Source organism: Pseudoalteromonas sp. ATL1, assembly GCF_058933015.1.
This window is the reverse complement of the sequence record NZ_JBZYXL010000002.1, coordinates 350,292-373,061: the sequence shown is the minus strand read 5'-3', so window position 1 is coordinate 373,061 and position 22,770 is coordinate 350,292. Positions and strand designations below refer to the sequence as shown.

Here is a 22,770-nt window from a genome sequence, read left to right as displayed (position 1 = left end):
GGAAATGAAATACCTCTTATTTGCGGATGAGAGTGGTACTTCTTCGGTAGATAAGTGCTTTACTATTGGATGTCTGCTTGTCCCTAAGGATTATGTGAAAGAATTCGAAGTGCAAGTTAATCACCTAATTGATAAGCATAATTTGCCTCGTGATAGAGAGTTAAAATGGCAGCGTGTCAAAAAAAGTTATGGAATGATTAACTTTTTAATAGACTTAACATTGTTGATTAATAAGTCACCAGTTAGTTTCATATGCAAAGTAACTTGGAAGCAATATTATAAAAATTGGCACAAGAATGAAGAGTTAGCATTTTATAAAAGTTACACAATGCTGATGACTTTTTGCGCTCGGATATTAAACTCGACAATAGAAGCTAAGATCGATGATAAATCTGATTCCTATGGTAAGCACCCAGAAGTAGTTGAAAGGATCGCCAATCATAATCTTAAACATAAGTTAGGGAATGTTACAGGTGTTAGGAAGTGCGATTCTAAAAGTGAATTATTAATACAGATAGCTGACCTATTTACTGGTGCGATCAATTCATCCCACAATCACTACGTAAACCCTTCATTAGAAATTCATTCTGGAAAACTATTAGCTATTAGAAAGATGGCAGAATGTTTGGGGTGGGATCATCTTTTTTATGACACTTATCCTAATTCGTCCATAAATATATGGCACTTCCCTGAAAGAGAATATCGAGCGTACCCAGCAACAAGGATGGTTAATGTGAACAATAATGTGCCATATGTCACAAAAGAAAGCTTATTTATATAACGCTAGTGATTGTCCGTAGCTTTTGCAATTCCTCAAACAATTTTAGCTTTATCCATATCAATCCACCACCATCAACGCTCTATATGTATCATACGCAAATTGATCGGTCATGCCGCTGACGAAGTCTTGCAGTAGTCGGCAGCGGTAATAAAACTCAAAAATGGGGTTTTGCGTTTGTTCGTGAGTGAGTTTTTCAATAGCTTGCTGATATACGGCAATAAATTGGCCTGAAACACGGTTAAGTAGGCGTACTTCAACGGGGTATTTATTGCTCTTATCTATGACGCTGGCGAACTGTTCGGCGCTTAAATCAAGTAGGCGTTGGTATTCGCTTAAAATCCCTGAGGTGATTTTGTAGCCTTGTAGTTCTAGTTGCTCCACTTCTTTGTGATTAAATACGTACTTGAATGCCACATTTTTAAGGGCTTGGGTAATGGCGAATTGGTAGCTTTTATCTTCAAGCAAAGCGTGGTTAAAGCTGCCTTCGTAAATGGCTTCTAGATTGTTTACAAATCTTTGTGTGGCGTGCTCTACCAAAGGGTGAACTAAGCTTACTCTAAGCCAAATAAAAAACTCATTATTAAAGTTGGCGAGGTTCTTTTTGGCTTGTTTCTTGGCGTCAACGCATTTTTGCCCTACAAAGTCTTGATAGGCTTGCTCGCTATCTGGCAGCTTGGTTAGCTCTGCTTGATATTCGTGGTCAAATACTTCAATGATTTTATCGACACTGATAAAACCCTTTTCTACCGCGTCTTCAATATCGGCTAAGCAGTAGGATATATCATCAGCGGCTTCCATAATGTAAGAAACAGGATGTCGATTGCCTAACTCGATTTGTAACTCATCACACATTTGTTGTACGAATGATTGCTCACTAAAGTAGTAACCTACTTTTTTCTGCAGGTAGCTTTTGGGGTCTCCGTCATGTGGGCGAGTATGAGTGCCACAACGGGTGTATTTTAAAATGCTGGCGGTTTGGCTGTAAGTCAGGTTTAAGCTAAGCAAGGTATGAACAATACGAATAGCTTGGGCGTTGCCTTCAAAGTGGCATAGGTCCCAAATAAGTTGGTGATCAAAGCTTGCATGCTGTTGCGCTAGTGCTTCAATTGCTTTTTCACCATAAGTACGGTGCTGTTTTAAGTAGCGGCTAAACCAGTCGTTAATTGCTGATTCGCCAAAGTGACCAAATGCTGGGTTGCCAATATCGTGCATCAAGCACGCCATTTCGACTAAGGTTTCAAGCTCCGATGCTAGGTCTTCACAAAGCGTTGGTGCTTTGTAGGCTTGTTTGAGTGTTTTAATGATCTTTTGGGCGATAAAGCGGCCATTTTGCTGCACTTCCAAAGAATGAGTGAGCCTTGAGCGAACAGCGGCATTTCTTTCCAGCGGAAACACTTGTGTTTTTTGTTGCAGCCTTCGAAGGGCTGCACTGTTAATAATGCGGCCTCTATCACTTTCAAAGCTCATTTTTATATTTGCGTTAGGGCGTTGCCCGTAATGCCTTTTGCCGTTTATTTTAATTTTAAAATCCATTGGCTTGCTTATTTTATGGCCTTTGGGTCATTGTATGGGCAAACTATGCACTTGTAAATTTTATGTGATGTTTTGAGTGTTTTTTAGCTGTGTAAGGCACTGTAATTTACCTATCGCAAACAAACACTCTATATTTTGATGGTGAGTATACGTTACAAAGGAAATAATCATGTTACCGTCATCATTAAACGCTAAGCCACTTGTTGGTTTATGTGTTTTATCTATCGCAGCATTGTCGTTTACATCTGTGGCTAATGCTTATAGCAACGAAAAATGTAATGCTGAACCAAGCTGGTTTGCGTCTCCAGTGCCTAACCCAAAAGAAGGGCCAGATAGTCCATTTGCTTTTAAAAATGGTAAAGACACCTCAAGCAATTGTGATTTTCATCAATGGTCGTGGAATAAGTTTTTATACTTAACCCAAACGGATAAAAAAGCGCCGGGTAACATGTTTATGTTCGGGCCTGGTTTTTGGCAAGTCGACAACGCATTAAAGCCTTACTTTGAGCCGTGGAACGACCTACTAAATCCAACCGGATTAAAGCCAACACAGACTTTGATTTTAGAAGATTTTAACCAAGCGGGCTTTGGCGACCCCATCATTTACAGCAAGTATGGTGGTTTACCTGTACATTTCTCAATTCACGTGAATGACACGTTTATGAAATCTGCAATTGAACACCCCGTTGCTTCAAAAAGTGCTGAGTTTGCGGTGGGTTCGGTTGAAATGAAGGTTGCTTGGATTGATGTTAAAGAGTTACAAGAGGTGTACAAAGGCGTTGACCTATCAACACAATTTTACATTCGAGACGCAATCTACAAAACCGACAACAAATATAGCGAGCCGAGCCAAGTTGCTATGATAGGCATGCACGTCGTTGGTGTGGTTGAGAATCACCCTGAGTTTGTTTGGGCGACTTTTGAACATAAACTCACTGCGCCAGATTATTATCAATCAGGAGATGAATTTGTAAAAAGCACGGCTTATTTAGAGCAAGATAAAGTGGTAAGTAACAGTCATCAATATTTGCTTTATCGCGGCGGTACTGAAGTTCAAGATGCACATTTAAGTTACCCTGCAGATGAAAAAGTCACTAATTCGTTCCGTTTGTATCAGTATGGTGTACCAAACGGCTATCCGTATACAAATAGTCAAGACCCTTCTTTAGGTGCTCCAGTTAAGCAACAGGAACGCGATGTGACTAACTTTAACAACATTGCACGATTAAACGGTGAGGTAAATGCGAAGCTAGAAAAGTCAAACCCTGTATGGAGCAACTACTATTATGCAGGTTCTGTTTGGCTGAGTACGCAAGGTTACAATTTTGGTAACGGTATTAGCGGAAATATTGTCGGTAAGAATGCCAATGACTCGCTTCGCGGTTCACTGGCCGTTGCTAACATGACAATGGAAACCTATACCCAAACGTTTAGTACTACTACGGGTACAAATCCACAAATTCAACCACAGAACTGTTTTGCGTGTCATGGTATTAGCGCTGGTGACTCTACAATGCAAGTCAGTCATATTTATAACAACTACTTGCAGTGGATTAAATCAAAGAAAAAGTAAGTTTTCTCCCTGTACTTTGGTGGCACTGATGTATGTCAGTGTCACTTTGTTTCCTCTTCCTTGATGGCCAACTCATCCCTTTTTGTTATTCAGTATATGACACTAATATGAAATGCTGATTTTTCATTTTATGTTAATAAAAGTTTAATTTTTTATCTATAGTGTATTTACTCCAAAAAATACAAAGGATTAAAAATGAAAACGTCGAGCTTAAAAAAATCCCTTGCTACTTTAGCAATACTCTCTACATTTGGCGCTTCTGCGTTACCTAAATGTGCTGATCCAACATGGATGGAAATCAACTATCCAAAACCTCAATTGCCTGACTCTGGGTATCGTAACGGGCTAAACCGTTTTATCACTTGGTTACCCAGTTTTCATATGATCCATGATGTTGTGGTTGCGACAGGGCAAACGGCAAGGCTCACCGCTAAATTTGATTATGGGGCGGTGGCACATAAAGATTTAGAGCACGAAACGGTGCGTTTTTATATTCGCGGTGAGCAGGATACTCAGTGGCAATTTTTATCACAGCAAGTCACCAACAGCGATGGAAAAGCGTTTGTGACAATTCCGGAGTTACCTGCAGGACAGTACCGAGTATATGCAGGCGTACCTGCGGATGGCTCAGGCACAGAAGGATTTGTCACTGTCGTGGACCCGAATACACCAGCAGTTTTGTTTGATATTGATGGCACGCTGACGGTATCGGATGCTGAGGTTATTGGGGATTATACGGGGATTGATCGTGCCGATGCGCGTGATGGTGCATATAGCTTGGTTCGTCGTTATATGGATTTGGGCTATCAGCCAATATATTTAACCGCACGAGTTTACTGGTATGCAAAAGGCACACGTAGCTGGTTGGACTGGATGGGACTACCAGAAGGCGTTTTGAGAACCTCGTTAAGTAATGAAACCAGCATGTACAGAACGGCTGAATACAAAATTGAGGAAATAAATAGATTTAAAGCACAAGGCCTCAATATTGTAAGGGCTTATGGTAATGCTAAAACTGATGCTGAAGCATTTATTAAAGCAGGGCTAGGTGCACAGAACAGCTTCACCATTGGTAGTGATGCAGGACATTATGGCACCACCGCTATTTTAAGTGATGGCTATTTTGATCATATTGCACAATACGTTGATAATTTTGATTCGGCCCAATGTGAGTAACCCGGTTATTGGCAGATATTAAGTCAGCCCAAAAGGGCTGACTTGAATACGCTAAGCGAGGTTTACTTCGCGCTCATTTGTTGGCTCTGGTTTATGTTTTATCGCCTTGCTATAAATTCGCTGTTTGAGTGTCATATGGAGTAACCCAAGTACAACGATGCATTGAAAGAACGAAGAAGCAACGGAGATGCTCCACATGGTTGTAACGGTCAATGTTTGCTGACTCATAAAAAAGGCTAACAGCACCCAAAAACTGCCAACCCTTAAAAATGTGCCGAGCAATGCGGGCCAAGTATTGCCAAATGCTTGAAACATCGCGGCGGCTGAAAAAATAACACCCGCAGGTACAAAGTTAAAACCAATGTAACTTAAAAATGTCGTGGCGGCGTTCAGTACATCTGCGTCATTGGTAAACGCTATAAAGAATAATTCTGGCAATAAAATACAAGGGAGCGAAATCAAAAACATCAGTGTGACAGTCATGTACATGGTGATCTTATAAGTTTGATGTACGCGCTTTATTTTACCGGCTGCGTAATTTTGCCCGGCAATTGCTGGGGCCGCGAACGCGATGGCCATAACAGGTAAAAAGGCGGCTTGCATAATTCGACTACCTAACCCAAATCCAGCTTGTTCGGCAGAACCAAATTGGCTTAAGGCCCAGAAAATCACCGCCATGTATAAAAAGGTCAACATAAACTCGCTCCCTGCTGGGACGCCAATTTTTAGGATTTGTTTTAAAACATGCCAGTTCCCTTTGAAATGTGGTGTGACTATTTGCAATGTATGCAATGATTTGCGCAGATAGTTGAGTGTTAAGAGTAATGCAAATACTGCTGAGATTGAGCTTGCCAATGCGGCACCACCCACACCCATTTGCGGCAGTACACTCACTCCCGTGATCAATAATGGTGATAGTAAGGTGTTAAGCAAAATGGCGACAACCTGAATAATCATAAATGGTTTTACAAGCCCTGCACCGCGCATAGATGCGGCTATTGTGGTGAGCACAAACTGCAACGCCAGTGAGGGTAAAAACCAGTAAAAATAATCAATACTAGCCTGATAAGTTGCGTCATTAGCCGCGATAGCATCAAAGTAATGATGGCCAAATAGGTAGCCAAATATAAAGCAGGCTATGGTGGCAATTAAACCGTAATACACGGAGTGCGTGTAAATATTGTTGGCTTCTTGAGTTTGTTTTCGGCCAATGGCATGAGAAACAAGTGTCGCGCAGCCAACATTAAATACTTGCGTTAAGGCCATAACAAAGAAAAATAAATTGCCAGCAGCGCTCACACCTGCCAGTGCTGTTTCACCCAAAGCACCAACAAAATATAAATCGACAAGAAAATAAAGCGTTTGTATCAACAGTCCTACGGCAATGGGTACTGCCATCGTAATAATTAACTTGTGAATAGGTCCTTTGGTGAGGTCTTGCATTTGATCCCTTAATTTGTTGTTTTGAGTTTGCAGTGTACCTTTTATCATGTGTTTGGACATGATTGATATTGCTACTTTTTTAAAAGTTTCACGGTATTAACCAGTAATTCGAGTTGCTTGACTATAGCGGCGGATGGGAGAAGGCCAATATTGAGACGGATACATGAGTGGTATAACGCTGTCGAGGAAAATTGTTCACCGCTAAGAACATGAACATCTTGTTTATCAAGTGATTGACATATTTGGTTGGTATTTGAAAGCGCTAAATCTATCCATAACACTAAACCACCTTGTGGTTGAAAAATAACACAGTCTTTTGGTAAATTCTCCTGTAGGTAACTGATATAAAAGCTTAAGTTGTCGCCCAACAATCGATTGGTTTTGCTGAGTTGTTGCTGGTAATAGCCGCGTTGAATATACAATGCGAGCGCCAATTGTATAGGTTGATTCACACCTAAGGTACGCACTTTACGCTGTTTTAGATACTTTTCGTAAAATCGACCCGGGGCGCACCAACCGAGTCGAAGGCCTGCTGCGAGAGTCTTAGAAACACTGGCACACCAGAGCACCCAGCCATCTTTATCGAAATGCTTAATGGGCAAAGGAATGGTCTTTTTATGGCTAAGTTCCCGAAAAACATCATCCTCGATAATCGGTGTTTGATATTGCTTTGCTAGTGCCGCAATCGTGCGCTTTTGCTCCAAACTTAGGCTGTGCCCAGTTGGGTTTTGATGGTTTGCAGTCAAAATACAAGCCGCTACCGGATGCGCCTTGAGTACATTTTCAAATTGCACGAGATCAAGCCCTGCTTGCGTGCTGGGAATTTCGATGATTTTACGATTAAGCGTGTGCAGCAAATCCAGAAGCCCCAAATAACAAGGTGAGCTGACTAAAATAATATCGCCGGGTTTACTCACCACTTCCAAAGCCAAACAAACCGCATCTAAACAACCATTGCTGATCACAAGCGCGTCTTCATTCAGTGCAAAGCCTTGTTTTAAAAAATGAGTGCAAAGCGCTGAGCGTAACCTTGGTTCACCCCTGATGTCGGCATAGCCAAAAACCAAACCGCTGTCTTTCACGGCTTGTTGCAAACACTTTTGAATTCGCGCTTGGTCAATGAGTTGGCTGTCTAGCTCTGCGGTTGCAAGAGATTGTCTCGGGATAAGAGTGTGATTTTTTGCGCCACTCAGTGTTGTGGGTTTGGCTTTAAAATGCGGAAAGGCTTGGGCCGGCACGATTTGATTTGGTTTTGTAACAAAGTACCCACGTTTAGGCTCTGCAACCGCATACCCTTGCTGTTCTAAGTATCGATAACAGTTTAATGCGGTGGTCATACTAATTTGTTGCAGCTGCATAAATGCTCTGAGAGACGGCAGCGGATCGCCAACTTGATAAAGCTCAGTATGAATTGACTCAATGACCCCGTTCGCAAGTTGTTGGTAGGTTGATAATTTACGCATCTGTTATCTAAATATATCTAAATTTTGTATCTGTTATCTATTTTGTTCAAGCATACACTAGTTGTAAGGTTTGTTGACGAAAACATTTAAGAGGACGTATGAAATTTGAGAACAACAATCACCATGAGTTTATTAAGCCGCTGAGTCAGTATGTTGAGAAGTTTAGAAACAAACTAAATGAACAACCTGTGATCTGCGCTACAGCTAAGTTACCAGATTTTACGCTACCAAACGCTGGGCAAGGGCTGGATGCGATTCATGCGTTGGTGGATACACATTTGCTACCGGGGATCTCGGCCAGTAATGGTCCAAGGTATTGGGGCTTTGTTACTGGTGGGGCTAATCCCATCGCGACTTACGCAGATTGGTTGGTGACCACATTTAACCAAAATGTCAGTAAAGGAGGAGATTCAATCGCATCGAACATAGAACGGCAGGCTGTTAAATGGCTCAACGAGCTTTTTTATTTGCCCGATCAGTTTAGCGGTTTGTTTACGACTGGCGCGACATCGGCGAATTTACTGGGGGCGCTGGTTGCAAGACAGTTTGCAGGCTTACAACAGGGGGTTGATATTGCAAAACAAGGGATGCAAGGACTAGACGTACAAGTATTTAGCGCGTGTCCTCATGCGAGTATGATCAAAAGTTTGGGGCTGGCAGGCATTGGTCAAAATAATTGGCAACAAATTGCGTGTATCGCACATAGTGAGGCGATGGATGTGGATGCCTTGGCAAGCGCATTGTCAGCAAGTCGTGCAAAAAGTAACATTGTGATTGCCAGTGCGGCGACGGTAACAGGGACTGATTATGATGATTTGATCGCGATTTCAGCGCTTTGCAAACAGCACCAAGCTTGGCTTCATGTGGATGCTGCATTTGGTATTTTTGAAAGACTGCTAAAAGGCAGTGAAGGAAAGACTAAAGGCTTGGAATATGCCGATAGTATTACACTAGATTGCCACAAGTGGCTCAATGTACCCTATGATTGCGGTGTGTTTTTGACGCGTCACCAGCCATTACTTAAGCAAACTTGCCATGTTGATGCGCCGTATTTAGAGCAAAGCGGCGAAGCTGATGACTTTATGTCATTGGGTATTGAAAACTCAAGGCGTTTTCGCGCACTCCCCGTGTGGTTTACGTTGATGTTTTATGGCAAAGAGGGAATTGCGCAAGCCATCGAAAGTAATATCGCTCATGCTCAGATGTTGGCTGCTTGGATTGATTCAAGCCCATTTTATGAGCTGGTGAAGCCTTGCGATCTCAATGTGGTGCTGTTTAAACCAAGTGACTCTCATCCTATTAGCAATACACGTGATTGTCGACATGCCATCAATCAAAGCTTACAAGTGTTTGTGACTCCAGGGTTTTGGCAGGGTGAAGAAATTATTCGCGCAGCCTTTAGCAATTGGTCAACGACCAGTACCGATGTGGAGCACGCGATAAGTGTTTTGGCACAGCTTTGCCGCTAGAAGGACGATTACTCATCGCTTTGTGCCTATTTTGTGCTAATTTAATTTAACGGCTATCAAGGAATAGGTGAATGACTTGCCAAAGAGAAATGCACAGAAGTGGTTGGTTGCAATCCTACTGATTTTACTGCTTGTGATCAGTGGGCACTTGACAAACTATGCTCAGAACAATGGGTTTATTTTTGATCAGAAAGAAACTCAACATATTAAGCCTGTAGAACCTGTTGTTAGCCAAAAAACTGAATCTGATGATGTGCAACCGCAACCGCAACCGCAACCGCAACCGGAAACACTTGCCAATCAGTGTGATATAGATGCGTTTTTCAATGAACAGCAAGCGCTTGCTGAGCGAAGGTTAAACCGACTAAGGGGAGACTTTGTGCGCAGCGAGCGTGTGCTGAATGGTTGGCTTAATGTAAAAATGTATCATGTAGGAATTAGCGAAAATACCTTAAATCACTTTTTTGAACAGCTTCGCTCAGTCACTACTGCCTATTCGCAATTGATTGGACCGAATTCTATTAAGCAAACGTATTTTAATTTAGTGGTATTGCCAAACAGGGCATCATACGAAAACTATTCATCGCGATATGGATTTGACCCTCGAAATAGCAGAGGAGTGTATTTCCATGGCAGCAATTCGGCGTTTGTAGAACATCAAAATGATGAGCAGCTCGTGACGACTGCTGTGCATGAAGCGGTTCATGCCATGAATTTAAGGCTACTTGGCGTTACACCTCGGTGGTTAAACGAAGGTTTGGCGCAAGTACTGTCTCGAGCCAAGTATGCGAGTAATGAAGCGCCGCTAATTAAACTGGATAAAATGAAGCATGCAGCACAGGCCTATGATATTTATGCCTTACTCGACTCTGAGTCACAGTGGGGGAGTGTTGACACTGCAGACTTGTATTTTAGTGGTATGACATGGGTTCATTTTTTATTGAGCAATCGGCTAGGCACTGATGCTTTGCGTCAGGTATTAAAACACGAGCAGAGTGCGCCTTGTACGCTGCTCAGCAGCGACGAAGTATATGAAATAATGCAAAACGCGTACTCTGCATTTGAACAAGACTTTTATGACTGGTATTGAAAATACCATCTGGCATAAGAATTTCTTAATTAAAATTGGCCTGTGCAAATTCGATAATGCGCTGGCAAAGGCCAATTTACTGGGGATACATGCTAAAGTGTGGCGAGCAATCGTTTCGCGACTGAGCGAGTTAAACAGGCCGCCATTGGCTCTTTGTTAAATTTCTTGCTACTCACAAATTGGCGTTGTCCTTCGTGATTTTCACCATCTTTAGAGACGATGACTTGGCACTCTACGGAACGGCCATCGTCACTATACTTAAGTTCAACACGGTCAGCCTTTAAGATCACATGTTTATATGGGTAGCCTTCGGTGGTATTGATACGTTCCTCATTTAAAGATTTAGCGTAGACATTGATTGAAGTTGCGAGTAATAAAAGTACGGCAATTAGTGTTTTCATGGTGCTATCTCATTTGTCTGTTGGTGTGTAATGAGTATCGTCATTCGCATTGGTGCAGACAAACGATAAAAAGTTTTCTATAGTTAAGTTTTTCTTAATTGTTTGTTTGGGATGAATTTACCTTCACTAAAAAGCTTAATGTATTTTAGGTGTGCAGCTAACCTTGGTAGTTTTAAGCTCGCAGCTGAGCAGCTATTTGTAACACAAGCTGCAATAAGTCAGCAGATCCGAGCTTTGGAAGAACACTTAGAGTGCCAGTTATTTGCGCGACAAACTCGTCAGGTGACGTTAACGAGTCAAGGCGAGCAGTTGTTACCCTATTTAAATCAGGCATTTGCCAAGATTGAGGATGGCGTCCAAAAGCTGGCTAAAGACCCCTACCCAAATACCCTGAACTTGTCAGTGCTTCCCTCTTTTGCAGCCTGTTGGCTGTTGCCGAGGCTCAGTGAATTTCAAAAGGCACACCCTGAAATAAAGTTGCGTATCGACCCCAGTGATTCGCATGCAAATTTTGAGATAGGCGAAACTGATCTTGGGGTTCGGTTTGGCAAAGGGGAGTACGCTCAATTACACAGCGAGTTATTGGGTGATGACCAAATGCTATTGGTGTACAAAAGCGGGTTACTTGACCCCAAGCTGCCGCTCGGCCCACAATTGCTGACTAATAATTTGATTATGGACATCTGTCCTGATGCTGAGCGTGCATGGCAAGTTATACTTGAAAAACATCAGGTTAAGAATGAGCAGGTGCCTCATTTCTTGGAGATAGATAACGCTGCGTTGGTGGTGCAAGCTGTGTTAGCGGGTCAGGGAATTGGTATGGTGAGGCGGCGTTTGATTGAGCAACAACTGTCGTTAGCACAGTTACAGATATGGCCCGATTTCGAATTGCAATGCGACTATCAGTACTTTTTGGTTGGGCCTCAAAAGCATTTTTCTTGGCCAAAAGTGCGGGTATTTAAAAGTTGGTTAGAGCGTCAATTTGAGCAGCCATATCAATAATGCATTAATATGGCTGTTGTTAGTTTTTCTTATGAGCACGTTAGCGAGTGAAGCGTGTCAACTTTTTCCATTAGGGTTCTGTTGTCGAGTTGCGCTTGAACTGTGCCGAGTGTATGCCAACCAGCTTCGGTTTTGTATTCAAGCACGCCTTCTCCTTGCAGCCAATCAGGACCAAGTAGAATACGTAATTTAATGTTTTTGTATTCTTTTGATGCACCATTAAACAAGACATTTGATGCGCAATAGCCGTCTGCAACAATTAAAATTGAGCGTTTAGATTGTTGAGTTATAGGGTGCCAATCACCTTTAATTGATGAAGCAATACTTTGTTTAGGCCCATTGTCTACTTGGATTTGCCCGAGGCCTGTGAGTTCGTTGTTCTGTGTGTCTATAAATAGTTGTAAGGTTAAAGTAGCGTGTTTTTTGTTGGTTTCTTTTGACGCGATAATATATGTAACAGGAAATAGTCCAGCGTTTTCTTCAATGAGAGCAGTCATGGGGTGTTCCTTTGTTGTCGTTTTAGACCATACTTTTTACTAGACGAGTTCCAGTAAAAGTGGTGTGGTTAAAATTTATACAGGTTGGGTTTTGTTGTAAATTACACGTCATTACACCTTGCACAATTTACCTTTGGTTAATGATATTATGTGTGTAAATAAATTTGGCATTATGATTGCTGAACTAGCGTATGTGGTAGATGTGACTGTGCATAGTGAAGTCGCTGTGATGAAGTAAGTGGGGCGTAAAATGCGTAGGCTAGTAAGTTTTACATTATTGTTTTTATTGCTTTTGTCGGGATGTGTTCAAGACACCAAGTTGCCTAGTGAAGTGGTGCATCAGTTTGGAACTGAGCAACTCATTATTGGTCAAATTTCTGACGATGGTAGATTAGCCTTGACAGTGGATAGCTCAGAGCAGGTCACATTATGGCGAACGGCTTCTAAGCAGCTTGAGTACCGTATTCCAGAAAAAGAACTCATAAAACCAGTTCGTCATGCGCTGCTGTCAGACGATAATTCCCTTTTACTGGTGGCCAACTACGACACACTTGGCGTTTGGTCAGTTGCGGGCAAGGCATTTATTCATAAAGTGCAATTTGCGGGTGTTGATCCGATGGCGACAATCAGCAGAATCGCGATTTCAGCAAATAATGATCGTGCATTGATTGCTATGAATGACGGCTCGGTCAACATGGCTGACTTAAATACCCGCTTAAATAACCGTTTTAAGCCTCATTCAAGACCCATTGATTTTTTAGCCTTTGACAATCAGGGAGAGCTTTTTTTAACGGGTGCACAAGATGGTAAAGTTGCGCTATGGCGGTTTGGATCACCGAAGGCCGTGTTTGAGCAAGAATTTGCGCATCGTATAACGAGCCTAGCGACTGATCGTAGCTTTTCGCGTTTCTTTGTGTCTGATGGCCTTAATGCTCAGCACATTAAGGCACTTGTGGGTGGCACAGAGATTATCAAATTAAATTACGCTGCGAGATTTAAAGTGTTTAGGAAGTCTCTATTTGTGCCGACTCAGCCTTTGTTGGCAACGTCTTCGTCAAAATCACATTTATCACTGTGGCATACTGAAACCGGCGATGAAATAGGTACTTGGACAATTAGTACGGTGCGAGATGGCGCGACTATTCTAGCAATGCACGCAACAACGACAGGGACTTTATACACGCTCAGTAGTGATGGCATGCTGCAAAGTTGGGACTTAAACGCTCTTAAGGCTTTGTAAATGTTTGCTAAATTGAAGTTTTTGCTACTTTCTAGTGTTGTGAGCCTATTATTTGGTTGTAGCGAACCGAGTCAAGTGACGGCACATAGCTTACATCAATTTAGCGATTCTCTCGTACTAACGGGACAAATATCAGCAGATGCAAACTATGTGATGCTGCTGGTTGAAGGGCCAAACCTAGCGATTTGGCGCACCCAAGACAAGCAAGTAACATTCAGTTTGAGTGAGTCGCAGCTCCCCAAGAACATTCGCGCCGTAAAACTTGACGTGGAGCAAGAGCTCCTGCTCGTTGCGGGTGATAATGTATTGCAGTTTTGGCGACTCTCAGATGGCGTTTTGGTAGACACGATTAATGCTGATGGGGCCGATGCATTAGCACGCGTGTCATCTTTATCACTTGCAAAAAATGGACAGTTGGTAGGAATAGGATTTACCGATGGATCTATTTCTTTGTTTAATCGTACAACAGGAAAAATTAAACAATTTATGCCTCATACGAGTAACGTAATTGGGATTGAATTTTTAGCACACAATGAGCGTGTTATCAGTGCTTCTCATGATGGTTCGGTAAAAGGGTGGCATGCACAAACGGGGGATATGCACTTCGAAAAAGTGTATAGCTCGCGGATTAGTACGCTCGCAATTTCTGAAGCGCTCAATCAGGCTTTTGTGTCGGATGGTCTAAAAACCCAACAGATACTCGATGTGGATAGTGGAGATGTGGTAGCACAGTTGGACTATGTGGCACGTTTTAGATGGTTTCGAAGAGCGCTATTTGTGCCGTTGCAGCCCTTTATCGTGACCTCATCGTCCAAGTCGGAACTTAGCTTGTGGAACAGAATATCCGGAAAAGAGCAAAGAACTTGGCATATTGACACACATAGTCTTGGGACGACGTTGCTTGATATGGTGATTTTTGATGGACAACTCTATACGCTTAGCAGTGAAGGTATACTAGAAACTTGGCGTTTAGACTCAATACTTTCGAATATTTAGAACACATAATTCAAAAAATTAAAATACTTAGAATGACTTATAATTTGACGCTTTGCCAAAATCTAATGTGGTTAGAGAAATATCTACTCAGTGTGTTTTCGTTTACGTTGCTGCTCACTTCGCAAAACGCAATTGCGTTTGGCAGCATAAATGAAAAGCACTGTTCGAGATTTCATAATGAAGCCCAGGGAATCAAACGAAAACTCAATGGCAACACACGAGACGCAAGTGCATTGAACCGCTTGCAGCGCTTGGAAGAGCGCTTAAGAGTGTTTTGTAGTGACTATGGATATGATCAGCCACACATGCAAAATCCAGTAAAAGAAGTGGTAAACAAGCCAATTATGCAAGTTGCAGCGGCTGAACTTAAACCTGTTCAAGTCAGTTATCAAAATGATGCGAAGCAAAAAGCGTGGTTACACTTTTATCAACCATCAGCACGCTGCGCGAAAGCGCATAAAATTGTGCAGGATAGGGTGTTTTGTGATGAGGAACAATCAGAAAAGAAAGAGGCTTTTGAGCAGCAATGGGACTCGGAACAAGTTGCACAAATAGCTGTCGTGAAAAAGCAACCGGCGCAGCCAATCGTAGCTTCCGTTCCAGCTGAAAATAGCGTGATAAAAGCAAAGTTCGATGATACAACACTGAATCAACAACAGAGCGGCTTAGCGCCATTGTGGTTGTACATTGGTCACTATGTGTGGTTCATTTTGCTTGTTGGTGGCGTGATCATTGTGCTCATCACATTTTGGCCATTTATTTTGGTGGTATTTAAGCGGTTGTTTGGGTCGTTTTTTTTACACCGTTATCTGACTCAGACACTATCAAATAACCGATATTTTATTGTTGGAAAGATGCGTTTTGATACAACGCAAAGCCAACTGTCAGTAGATAACCTCATCATTTCAAAATATGGTGTGTTTGTTATACAGCGCCAAACGGAAACCGGTACTATCTGGGTTGATCAACATTCAGATACGTGGACGCATAGAGTGGATAACGAACGTTATTACTTCGACAACCCCATTGAAATGTTGCAGGCCAAAGTGGATCAAGTAAAAGAATTGCTGGATTTAAAAAGCCACGTTCATGGCTTGATTGTATTCCCCGAAGACTGCGTATTTAAAACGAATGTACCGTATGAAGTTTGTGAATATCACTTGCTGCCAAAAAGAATCATGAGAGAGGACTCGGTATGCTTTGATAATGTGCAGCTATCTGAGATCAAAAAGTTAGCCACGCAGTATCGAAGTGACATGTCATTTTGGCAAAAGTTTAATGTTAAGAACGCACTGCGTATCTAGCGGATCGAAAAGTATTAGTAATGCACAACTTTAGACTACCTATGCTGGTAATCTAAAGTTGTAACTAAGTATCATTATTCAACTAAAAATACTATTTAATCAAACAGTTAATTCTAGTTAATAACTCAGAAGGTGGCGTTTCTCGTACGTCATTTAAATATTCTTCAAAAGGTGGAAAGTCGGCAAGTTCCGCGTTGCTATTTGGTAACCACTGACCAAATAACCAATCATATGGTTTGTCTAACTCGGTGTAATCTCCTTTGAATAGCAAACTAAACATTTTACCCTTAGGTAAAGTAAGTCGTTGTAACTGAGGATCGGGCAGCTCGATATGGTTATTTGCAACACTCATGCAAGCCATTGCTCTTAGCTCTTCCGTTTTTACGGTTTTAGGATCGTCGTAATAAATACCAAAAGATCGAGTTTGCTCATTGATCAGTCCGGCACTACCAGCAAGCATGTATAGCTTTTCAAATGCCTGTCCAATTTGCATGTAGTCACCTTGGTGAGGGAGGGCTATTAGGGTTAATTCATCATTTTCAATTTGTTCAACGTTGTACATGTGAGTATATTCCTTTGACTTAGTAGGATAAAACACAGACTTCTCAAGCGTGATGGCGGTGCGTGTTTGGCGATACGTATTCGGTGTCTCGCCGTAATGCTTGGTAAAAGCGCGGTTAAATGCTTCAACGCTTGCATAGTTCACTTTTGCCGCAATTTCGGCTTGGCTCATTTGGCTGTGCAGTAGCAATGTCGCAGCTTTGAACAAACGCATTCTTCTAACGGTGACGTTGATTGTTTCGCTTGTAAACTCCCTATAAATACGATGAAAGTGATAGGCAGACATATGGGCAAGGTCAGCCAACGTGTTCACATCTAAATCCATGTCAATATTTTCATATACATAGTCGATCACACGCAGCAATCGTTGTTTGTAGTTGTGCTCAGTTTGGCTTTTATGTGCCATCGTGACTTCCTTATTTATTCGTCAGTATTTACTGTTTGGGTTAGGTTACATGCAAAGCAATGAAACGAGTAAGATTGTACGTTTATTTGCTGTGGCGACGAAATAAAGATTAACGCAACCTAAATTGATAATGTTTGCTAAGTTTGAATGAGTGCGATTGAGGCATACAGCACATGAGTACTTTATTGCTTATTTAAAATTCAACCTGTTTTTGTTCTTCAGTATTTGATTGATTTAAGAGTGACACGCTTTAAACACGCTTTTTACTTCGTTACTGAGCAGTTGGATACAGACTTTGCACTCAGCCTTATTCGACTTGAGAGCAAAGTGTTCAAGCTGCTGCAGGCAATGAGCACACCTGTCTGCACCGATTGCTTTAGCGGATGTTTTCAAAAAGTGCGCCTCATCTTTTAGCTCGGCAAAAGCATTGTGTTGATAGAACCGAGCAATTTTTTGCAAACAATCTTTGGCTTGCAGAAGAAACTGTTGACGAAAATGCGCGATATCGTCTTGGTCATCCCCCAATAGTTCAAAGATAGTTTGCTCGTTTAAAATGAGTAGCTGTTCGTAATCAGTCATGTTCATACCATTTCCCGATTGTATTTTTAAACTTCTCTAGCGTGACAGGCTTACTGATAAAGTCGCTCATACCGATAGACAAGCAATGCTCTTGGTCGCCTTTCATTGCTGCACCCGTGACGGCAATAATAGGAATTTGGGGCTTATTCTTCTTCGCCTCATCAGAGCGGATCTGTTTAGTGAGTTCAAAACCGTCCATACCTGGCATGTGGCAATCGGTCAGGACAAGGGCATAGTCGCCTTTTTGCCATTTTTTAAAACCTTCAAGGCCATCTGATGCTAAATCACATTGATACCCCAAACGAGATAACTGTTTTATCATCAGTTTTTGATTGAAAGGATTATCTTCTACAAGAAGTAGGGGGGCTTGTTCTTCTGACTTGCTAAAGTCGTCACGTAATGAACTGCAATTATCTAAATCGATTGAAAAGTCACTCTCTTGCAATGCAGGCTCTCGATGAAGAGGTTGCCGCTTTAATCTCGATAGAGATTTATGTAATGAATAGAAAGTGAGAGTGTCTATATCTAGCACGCAAGTTTCTGAAACTTGGTCTTTAAGTTCAAGCAGCACAGTCCCTTGAGAAAAGGTGAGTAGCCGTACAGTGTCATTGAGTTTATCTATTGCTAGAGATGGAATGTCTTGCTTTCGGGTAATGAGCGCAATATTGAGTTCGTTCGGATCACATTTTGATAAATTGGAGAGTGATTCTGTGTCAATTGTTTCAATGAAAAATGATAGCTTGTTGGTTAACCACTTGAGCTTATCTTGACTTTCGATATTGTAAAATAGCTTTGCTTTAGGAAAAACTGACTGCCTGTCCCTTGTTTTGAAGTTCCAAATTGGCACACTCACGACAAACTCGCTACCCACATCAGGCTCACTATTAACGACTATTTCTCCACCCATAAGCTCAACGAGCCTGCCGCATATTGCAAGCCCCAGTCCTGTCCCTCCAAAGCGTCTTGTTGTGCTTTTGTCGGCTTGTGTGAAAGGGGTAAACAACTTTTTGAGCGTCTCTTTATCAATACCTATACCGTTGTCGGAGACGGTCACGGTCAGCTTACTGACGAGGTTATTCACTTTTATACAATTGGCATTGATGGCTACATGACCAGTGATACTAGGATTATTACCACTAAATTTAATTGCATTACTCACCAAGTTGAAGATGATTTGCCTAATCCGGTTTTCATCGCCATTAACCTGCGAAGGTATATCACTGCTTTCCTTTAACTCCAACAATACGCTTTTTTGTTGCGCCACAGGGCCAAAAATAACGGCAATGTTATTGAGCATTTTTGATACGTCAAAATCAAAACAATCTAGTTCGAGCTTGCCTGCTTCAATTTTGTTGATATCTAGAATATCGTTAAGAATTGAAACGAGGTTGTTGGCTGCCACGGCAGCCGTATCGAGAAGTTCTTGTTCCTCTATGCTGTTGTCATCTTGGTGCGCGAGTAAATCAAGGGCACCGATTATGGCATTCATGGGTGTTCTTAGCTCATGGCTCATCATAGAGAGAAATTCAGACTTAGATTGACTGGCCATTTCAGCTTGTTTAACAGCTTGATCCAGCTCTTCAGTTCTGGACTTAACCTTGGCTTCTAGTAGTAAGTTTGATTCTTCTAATCTAGTGCGGGCTGCGTAAACTGAAGAGTGGTCAATAATTACACCATCCATGCGAATGGATTGGTTGTCATCGCCCTTACTAACGATGCCCTTGGCGTAGATATAAAGCAGGCTGTCATCTTGCATTTTGAAGCGAAATTCTTTTTCAAAACAGTCTCCGGTTGCAAGCGAGTGTTCAATGGCTGATTTAACTGTCTGGGCGTCAGCTTGATGAATATGGGCGATGAGGGTTTCCAAGTCTTGGGCATTATTCTCGATTGATAGCCCGAGTAACTTGCAGGTTAGCTCGTCCCATCTAAATTGCCACCGACCCGAAACAAGGTAAATACTCCATGTGCCTATCCTGCCACCTTCAAGTGCGCGTTTTCTGCTTTCATTGACTTCATAAATTTTACACGTCGCAATTGTATCGGACACATGTGGGTATAAGGTGCCCTTGAGCAGTCGCCCAGTATACTCTTTAGATACTTCGGTACACTTTAAAGTCAGGCAGGGTACAGCTTTATTGCTCATGCATCGAAGGTCTAAGTCATATGGAACGTGGTAATTACCGCTTTGACTAAGTGCAGCTATGAGCTTTGTTCGGTCATCTTTATGAAATAGCTGCACAAACATGTTGAGAGAGGCGTTGTCTTGGCTGTGTATATCAAGTAATTGTTGGCATGATTTTGATAAATGGAAGGTTTTGCTCTGTAGATCAAATGTCCATTCGCCTTCCAATTGTTTTTGCTTAGCATCGAGCCTAAGCTGACTGTGGGTGATCAAAAGCAAATGTCGTTTTTCGTTGTAAGGGAGCACTAGCGCTTTAAAGCAGAAATCCTCAGTCGTTAACTTAAGTGACTTATGTTCAAATGCGCATAACAAATTATGATCCAGCGGGTCAGGGTAGCTGATATAGTCTTCAAGTTTACACCGTTTCGTGTTTTCTTTGATGCACGGTAATAGCTTTTCTAGTGCTTTGTTATACGAAACTATTCTCATATCTTCACAGATGAGTAGGGCCGGTGTATTACATTGCGCTAGGTCCATAGTTATTCCTAGAAGTGTAACCTAAAAGCTATTTCTAGTGGGTGGAGTGACATTTTTCGACCGCCTTCAATATCGATTGCTTGGTTGACGGTTTTGCAATGTACGCTGCTAACCCCAAAGATGCCCACTTTCTTATCAAGTCTTTGTTTTTATTGCTAGTTAATGCAATGATTGGTATGGATTTACAGTTGGGTATATTACGAATGTTCTTGGTCGTGTTATAGCCATCCAAATCGGGCATAAACAAGTCCATAAAAATAAGGTCATATTTTTGCTTTCTAAGCATTTTTATGGCGGTTATGCCACTTCCTACACTTTCTACATGATGGCCTTCATCTCTGAGAATTTTACTGATCATCTCACGATAGATTTCATTATCTTCTACCACCATTATTTTAGAGTTTTGCAAACGTTTTTCTTGGTGATGTTCAAGGCTATCTGAGGGCAAATCAAGGTATTTGTCGTTGTCAGTTAAATGATTTCGTTTGCCTAGGTTATTGCCTTCTTTTAGCTGAGACGCTTTCTGACTCGTATCAGGCAAGGACTTTTCAGTTAACAGCGCTGACAACTGAGCGAGAGAGAGTTGTTTGTTCTTTAGGCGATTCGTAAGTTCTGTTACGCTATCAGCTAATTGTGTTTCAAGTTTATCTAGGAGAGGCGTAATATGTTGGCGTTTTAGTTCTTGGATAAGCGCTGTTTGAACCTCGTTAACACCTTGTGCTCTATCCAGATCATCTCTCGCATCTTTTAGTGTTTGCTCAGCTGAATCATGATATTGCGCTGCATCGTCAATGAGTTGTTTTAAGTTTTCGTCAATTCGACCAAAATGTTCTTCTCTGATATTTGTTATATCGTTTGCTTCTGTGCTCCTCATCAGCGCATTGTGCAGAATCATTCGCAAACGATAATTTTCATACATGGGTTTGTAGATAAAGTAATCTCTAAAAATGTTTTTCATGCAACATCTAAAACCAATCCCTGATTCTCGGTTTTCACAGAGCAAAATATTTTCATGTGGATAATCCAATACCCCCATTTTGGCGAGTTTACTGTATAACTCTACGCTTTTACTGACACTCGACATAGCAATGATGATGACTAACGGAGTCGCTTCAATCAACACTTCCTGCATAGTGTCAATATCTTGCAGCGTTCTAAACGCTGAGATTTGTGAAGAGATAACATCTGTTACGCCAACGAGTTCTTCAACATCATCACAAAGTAAAACGACTTTTGGATGTCTTTCTACGTGTTCTACTTCTTTACGAGTCATGTGTTACTTCCTAGTTTCATGAGGTGAGACAGGCAAACATCTCAATTTCTAAGGCCTGCTTTAACTCTAGTATAGTTGTGAATATGTAGATAATTTTTATTACTAAAAGTGGTTATTACTCGCTCTTTTTTTGTAATGCTTTTTTTCATCTAACACCTTAAGAAAGTTAATTTTCTCCAGTGGTAGTGCGAACAGGTAGCCTTGGCCGTAATCAATCGAGAATTGGTTAATCCAATTTAAATCTTGTTGCTCTTCTATTCCTTCGGCAACTATTTTTAAATTCAATTTGTGCGCAAGCGCAACCGTCGCTTCAATAATAGCCTGTTTGTCTTTGTCTAAAGCACAGCCATGAATAAAACATCTATCCAATTTTAATTCGCAAAACGGGATTTGATTTAACTGTTTAATTGAAGAATAACCAGTACCAAAGTCATCAATTGAGAGAGAAAACCCTTTGAGACGTAACCTTAACAACACATCTAGCGACGCAGCTAAGTTTTCAATAAGCAGACTTTCAGTGACTTCAAACGTGATCATTTTTGTGGGCACGTTATAGCTCGCCGCTAGGTCAGCTAGTCGCTCTGGTAGCTGCAAATCTTCCAAGTTCTTAACACTAAGGTTGATGTTAAATGTGAGCGTCTGCAGTGCATCAAAATGTGCCTCTATAAATGCGAAGGCTTCGTTGACAACAAGTATTGAAAAGTCATGGACTAAATCGTCATGCTCTACAAGGTCAATAAAGTAATAAGGTGATAAAACCCCATAATCAGGGTGATTCCACCGAACCAAAAACTCAGCCCCCACAATTTCTTCATCGGGTAAAGAGAGCTTTGGCTGCAAGTGCAGTACCATTTGCTTGCCTTTAACAGCAATAGTAAGTTCGTCGACGGTGAAGGTGCGCTCATTGGGTAATACTTTGCTTGTGTGTGTTCTTTGCAACAGAGATTGCATGAGTTGATTGATTTGTGACACGGTAATCGGTTTGTCGATCCCTGTTATTACATTGAGAGATCTCAATTGAGCGAGATTTTTTGCCATCTTTATGATGGTGTTGTCTTCACCACTTAACAGAACAATAGCTGCCGTGCTGTTTAGCTCAGCCAAATGCCTGAGTACTTCAATGCCATCCATTTCAGGCATGTTGAGATCAAGAAAAATGACATCTGTGTGCTGGCTTTTTATTTGTTGTAGCGCGTCGGGACCGTTAGTGAAACCAAAGAAATCCACTTTATATGATTGACCTAAAAGCAGCTTTAATTGAGTTAAAATTAAAGCATTGTCATCGATCGCTACAACTTTAAATGAGTTTTGCACATCCATTAGG

General features: G+C 41.6%; 19 protein-coding genes. 9 read left to right on the top strand and 10 right to left on the bottom strand.

From position 1 onward, the window contains the following. Positions 1-4: 4 nt before the first annotated feature. On the top strand, positions 5-781 hold the full coding sequence (locus tag AC5FX4_RS19805) for a DUF3800 domain-containing protein (RefSeq protein ID WP_493608142.1): 777 nt from the start codon (positions 5-7) through the stop codon (positions 779-781). 57 nt (positions 782-838) lie between these two features. On the opposite strand, the gene dgt is transcribed toward AC5FX4_RS19805, so the two are convergent. Then, positions 839-2,314 (bottom strand): dGTPase, encoded by a 1,476-nt coding sequence (dgt, locus tag AC5FX4_RS19800; RefSeq protein WP_493608141.1) that lies wholly within the window; start codon positions 2,312-2,314, stop codon positions 839-841. A gap of 169 nt (positions 2,315-2,483) precedes the next feature. On the opposite strand from dgt, the gene AC5FX4_RS19795 reads away from it, so the two are divergent. After that, a complete protein-coding gene (locus tag AC5FX4_RS19795; RefSeq protein ID WP_493608140.1) occupies positions 2,484-3,887 on the top strand; it encodes a hypothetical protein in 1,404 nt (467 codons plus the stop codon). A 195-nt stretch (positions 3,888-4,082) separates the two neighbouring features. Continuing rightward, positions 4,083-5,063, top strand: a complete 981-nt coding sequence (locus AC5FX4_RS19790; RefSeq protein ID WP_493608139.1) for an LNS2 domain-containing protein — start codon at positions 4,083-4,085, stop codon at positions 5,061-5,063. A 51-nt stretch (positions 5,064-5,114) separates the two neighbouring features. Here the strand turns inward: AC5FX4_RS19790 and AC5FX4_RS19785 are convergent, their stop codons facing one another. Then, the gene (locus AC5FX4_RS19785; RefSeq protein WP_493608138.1) at positions 5,115-6,566 is read right to left on the bottom strand and encodes an MATE family efflux transporter; all 1,452 of its coding nucleotides are present in this window, start codon (positions 6,564-6,566) and stop codon (positions 5,115-5,117) included. Between the two features lie 11 nt (positions 6,567-6,577). Beyond that, entirely contained in the window at positions 6,578-7,969 is a 1,392-nt protein-coding gene (locus AC5FX4_RS19780; RefSeq protein WP_493608137.1) for an aminotransferase-like domain-containing protein, read from the bottom strand. 98 nt (positions 7,970-8,067) lie between these two features. On the opposite strand from AC5FX4_RS19780, the gene AC5FX4_RS19775 reads away from it, so the two are divergent. Further along, a complete protein-coding gene (locus tag AC5FX4_RS19775; protein WP_493608136.1) occupies positions 8,068-9,438 on the top strand; it encodes a pyridoxal phosphate-dependent decarboxylase family protein in 1,371 nt (456 codons plus the stop codon). A 76-nt stretch (positions 9,439-9,514) separates the two neighbouring features. Beyond that, positions 9,515-10,528: a hypothetical protein gene (locus tag AC5FX4_RS19770; RefSeq protein WP_493608135.1), complete on the top strand. Its 1,014-nt coding sequence runs from the start codon at positions 9,515-9,517 to the stop codon at positions 10,526-10,528. A gap of 92 nt (positions 10,529-10,620) precedes the next feature. Here the strand turns inward: AC5FX4_RS19770 and AC5FX4_RS19765 are convergent, their stop codons facing one another. After that, positions 10,621-10,929 carry a hypothetical protein gene (locus AC5FX4_RS19765; protein WP_493608134.1) on the bottom strand — a complete coding sequence of 103 codons (309 nt, stop codon included), beginning with the start codon at positions 10,927-10,929 and terminating at the stop codon, positions 10,621-10,623. 138 nt (positions 10,930-11,067) lie between these two features. Here AC5FX4_RS19765 and AC5FX4_RS19760 point away from each other — a divergent pair, with 138 nt between their 5' ends. Next, positions 11,068-11,931: a LysR substrate-binding domain-containing protein gene (locus tag AC5FX4_RS19760; protein WP_493608133.1), complete on the top strand. Its 864-nt coding sequence runs from the start codon at positions 11,068-11,070 to the stop codon at positions 11,929-11,931. Positions 11,932-11,960: 29 nt separating this feature from the next. On the opposite strand, the gene AC5FX4_RS19755 is transcribed toward AC5FX4_RS19760, so the two are convergent. Beyond that, positions 11,961-12,428 carry a DUF1842 domain-containing protein gene (locus tag AC5FX4_RS19755; protein WP_493608132.1) on the bottom strand — a complete coding sequence of 156 codons (468 nt, stop codon included), beginning with the start codon at positions 12,426-12,428 and terminating at the stop codon, positions 11,961-11,963. A 250-nt stretch (positions 12,429-12,678) separates the two neighbouring features. Between AC5FX4_RS19755 and AC5FX4_RS19750 the strand changes: the two genes are divergently transcribed. Genes AC5FX4_RS19750 through AC5FX4_RS19740 form a run of 3 tightly spaced genes read left to right on the top strand, consistent with a single transcriptional unit; the run spans position 12,679 to position 15,968 of the window. Continuing rightward, entirely contained in the window at positions 12,679-13,668 is a 990-nt protein-coding gene (locus tag AC5FX4_RS19750; protein ID WP_493608131.1) for a WD40 repeat domain-containing protein, read from the top strand. Further along, entirely contained in the window at positions 13,669-14,664 is a 996-nt protein-coding gene (locus tag AC5FX4_RS19745; RefSeq protein ID WP_493608130.1) for a WD40 repeat domain-containing protein, read from the top strand. A gap of 32 nt (positions 14,665-14,696) precedes the next feature. Next, positions 14,697-15,968: a nuclease-related domain-containing protein gene (locus tag AC5FX4_RS19740; RefSeq protein ID WP_493608129.1), complete on the top strand. Its 1,272-nt coding sequence runs from the start codon at positions 14,697-14,699 to the stop codon at positions 15,966-15,968. Between the two features lie 91 nt (positions 15,969-16,059). Here the strand turns inward: AC5FX4_RS19740 and AC5FX4_RS19735 are convergent, their stop codons facing one another. From AC5FX4_RS19735 to AC5FX4_RS19715, 5 genes are all read right to left on the bottom strand, one after another. Then, positions 16,060-16,935 (bottom strand): AraC family transcriptional regulator, encoded by an 876-nt coding sequence (locus AC5FX4_RS19735; protein WP_493608128.1) that lies wholly within the window; start codon positions 16,933-16,935, stop codon positions 16,060-16,062. Positions 16,936-17,169: 234 nt separating this feature from the next. Then, positions 17,170-17,514, bottom strand: coding sequence for an Hpt domain-containing protein (locus AC5FX4_RS19730; protein ID WP_493608127.1), 345 nt, complete (start codon positions 17,512-17,514; stop codon positions 17,170-17,172). After that, positions 17,507-20,173 (bottom strand): ATP-binding protein, encoded by a 2,667-nt coding sequence (locus AC5FX4_RS19725; protein WP_493608126.1) that lies wholly within the window; start codon positions 20,171-20,173, stop codon positions 17,507-17,509. The genes AC5FX4_RS19730 and AC5FX4_RS19725 overlap by 8 nt, the downstream gene beginning before the upstream one ends. A gap of 34 nt (positions 20,174-20,207) precedes the next feature. Further along, entirely contained in the window at positions 20,208-21,446 is a 1,239-nt protein-coding gene (locus tag AC5FX4_RS19720) for a response regulator (protein WP_493608125.1), read from the bottom strand. Positions 21,447-21,548: 102 nt separating this feature from the next. Next, positions 21,549-22,766, bottom strand: coding sequence for an EAL domain-containing protein (locus AC5FX4_RS19715; RefSeq protein WP_493608124.1), 1,218 nt, complete (start codon positions 22,764-22,766; stop codon positions 21,549-21,551). Between the last annotated feature and the right edge of the window lie 4 nt (positions 22,767-22,770).

What these genes read in the sequence shown, in the direction of transcription:
- AC5FX4_RS19805 (WP_493608142.1), top strand. Translation starts at nt 5, where the DNA reads ATGAAATACCTCTTATTTGCGGATGAGAGTGGTACTTCTTCGGTAGAT.
- dgt (WP_493608141.1), bottom strand. Translation starts at nt 2,314, where the DNA reads ATGGATTTTAAAATTAAAATAAACGGCAAAAGGCATTACGGGCAACGC.
- AC5FX4_RS19795 (WP_493608140.1), top strand. Translation starts at nt 2,484, where the DNA reads ATGTTACCGTCATCATTAAACGCTAAGCCACTTGTTGGTTTATGTGTT.
- AC5FX4_RS19790 (WP_493608139.1), top strand. Translation starts at nt 4,083, where the DNA reads ATGAAAACGTCGAGCTTAAAAAAATCCCTTGCTACTTTAGCAATACTC.
- AC5FX4_RS19785 (WP_493608138.1), bottom strand. Translation starts at nt 6,566, where the DNA reads ATGTCCAAACACATGATAAAAGGTACACTGCAAACTCAAAACAACAAA.
- AC5FX4_RS19780 (WP_493608137.1), bottom strand. Translation starts at nt 7,969, where the DNA reads ATGCGTAAATTATCAACCTACCAACAACTTGCGAACGGGGTCATTGAG.
- AC5FX4_RS19775 (WP_493608136.1), top strand. Translation starts at nt 8,068, where the DNA reads ATGAAATTTGAGAACAACAATCACCATGAGTTTATTAAGCCGCTGAGT.
- AC5FX4_RS19765 (WP_493608134.1), bottom strand. Translation starts at nt 10,929, where the DNA reads ATGAAAACACTAATTGCCGTACTTTTATTACTCGCAACTTCAATCAAT.
- AC5FX4_RS19760 (WP_493608133.1), top strand. Translation starts at nt 11,068, where the DNA reads ATGTATTTTAGGTGTGCAGCTAACCTTGGTAGTTTTAAGCTCGCAGCT.
- AC5FX4_RS19755 (WP_493608132.1), bottom strand. Translation starts at nt 12,428, where the DNA reads ATGACTGCTCTCATTGAAGAAAACGCTGGACTATTTCCTGTTACATAT.
- AC5FX4_RS19750 (WP_493608131.1), top strand. Translation starts at nt 12,679, where the DNA reads ATGCGTAGGCTAGTAAGTTTTACATTATTGTTTTTATTGCTTTTGTCG.
- AC5FX4_RS19745 (WP_493608130.1), top strand. Translation starts at nt 13,669, where the DNA reads ATGTTTGCTAAATTGAAGTTTTTGCTACTTTCTAGTGTTGTGAGCCTA.
- AC5FX4_RS19740 (WP_493608129.1), top strand. Translation starts at nt 14,697, where the DNA reads ATGACTTATAATTTGACGCTTTGCCAAAATCTAATGTGGTTAGAGAAA.
- AC5FX4_RS19735 (WP_493608128.1), bottom strand. Translation starts at nt 16,935, where the DNA reads ATGGCACATAAAAGCCAAACTGAGCACAACTACAAACAACGATTGCTG.
- AC5FX4_RS19730 (WP_493608127.1), bottom strand. Translation starts at nt 17,514, where the DNA reads ATGACTGATTACGAACAGCTACTCATTTTAAACGAGCAAACTATCTTT.
- AC5FX4_RS19725 (WP_493608126.1), bottom strand. Translation starts at nt 20,173, where the DNA reads ATGGACCTAGCGCAATGTAATACACCGGCCCTACTCATCTGTGAAGAT.
- AC5FX4_RS19720 (WP_493608125.1), bottom strand. Translation starts at nt 21,446, where the DNA reads ATGACTCGTAAAGAAGTAGAACACGTAGAAAGACATCCAAAAGTCGTT.
- AC5FX4_RS19715 (WP_493608124.1), bottom strand. Translation starts at nt 22,766, where the DNA reads ATGGATGTGCAAAACTCATTTAAAGTTGTAGCGATCGATGACAATGCT.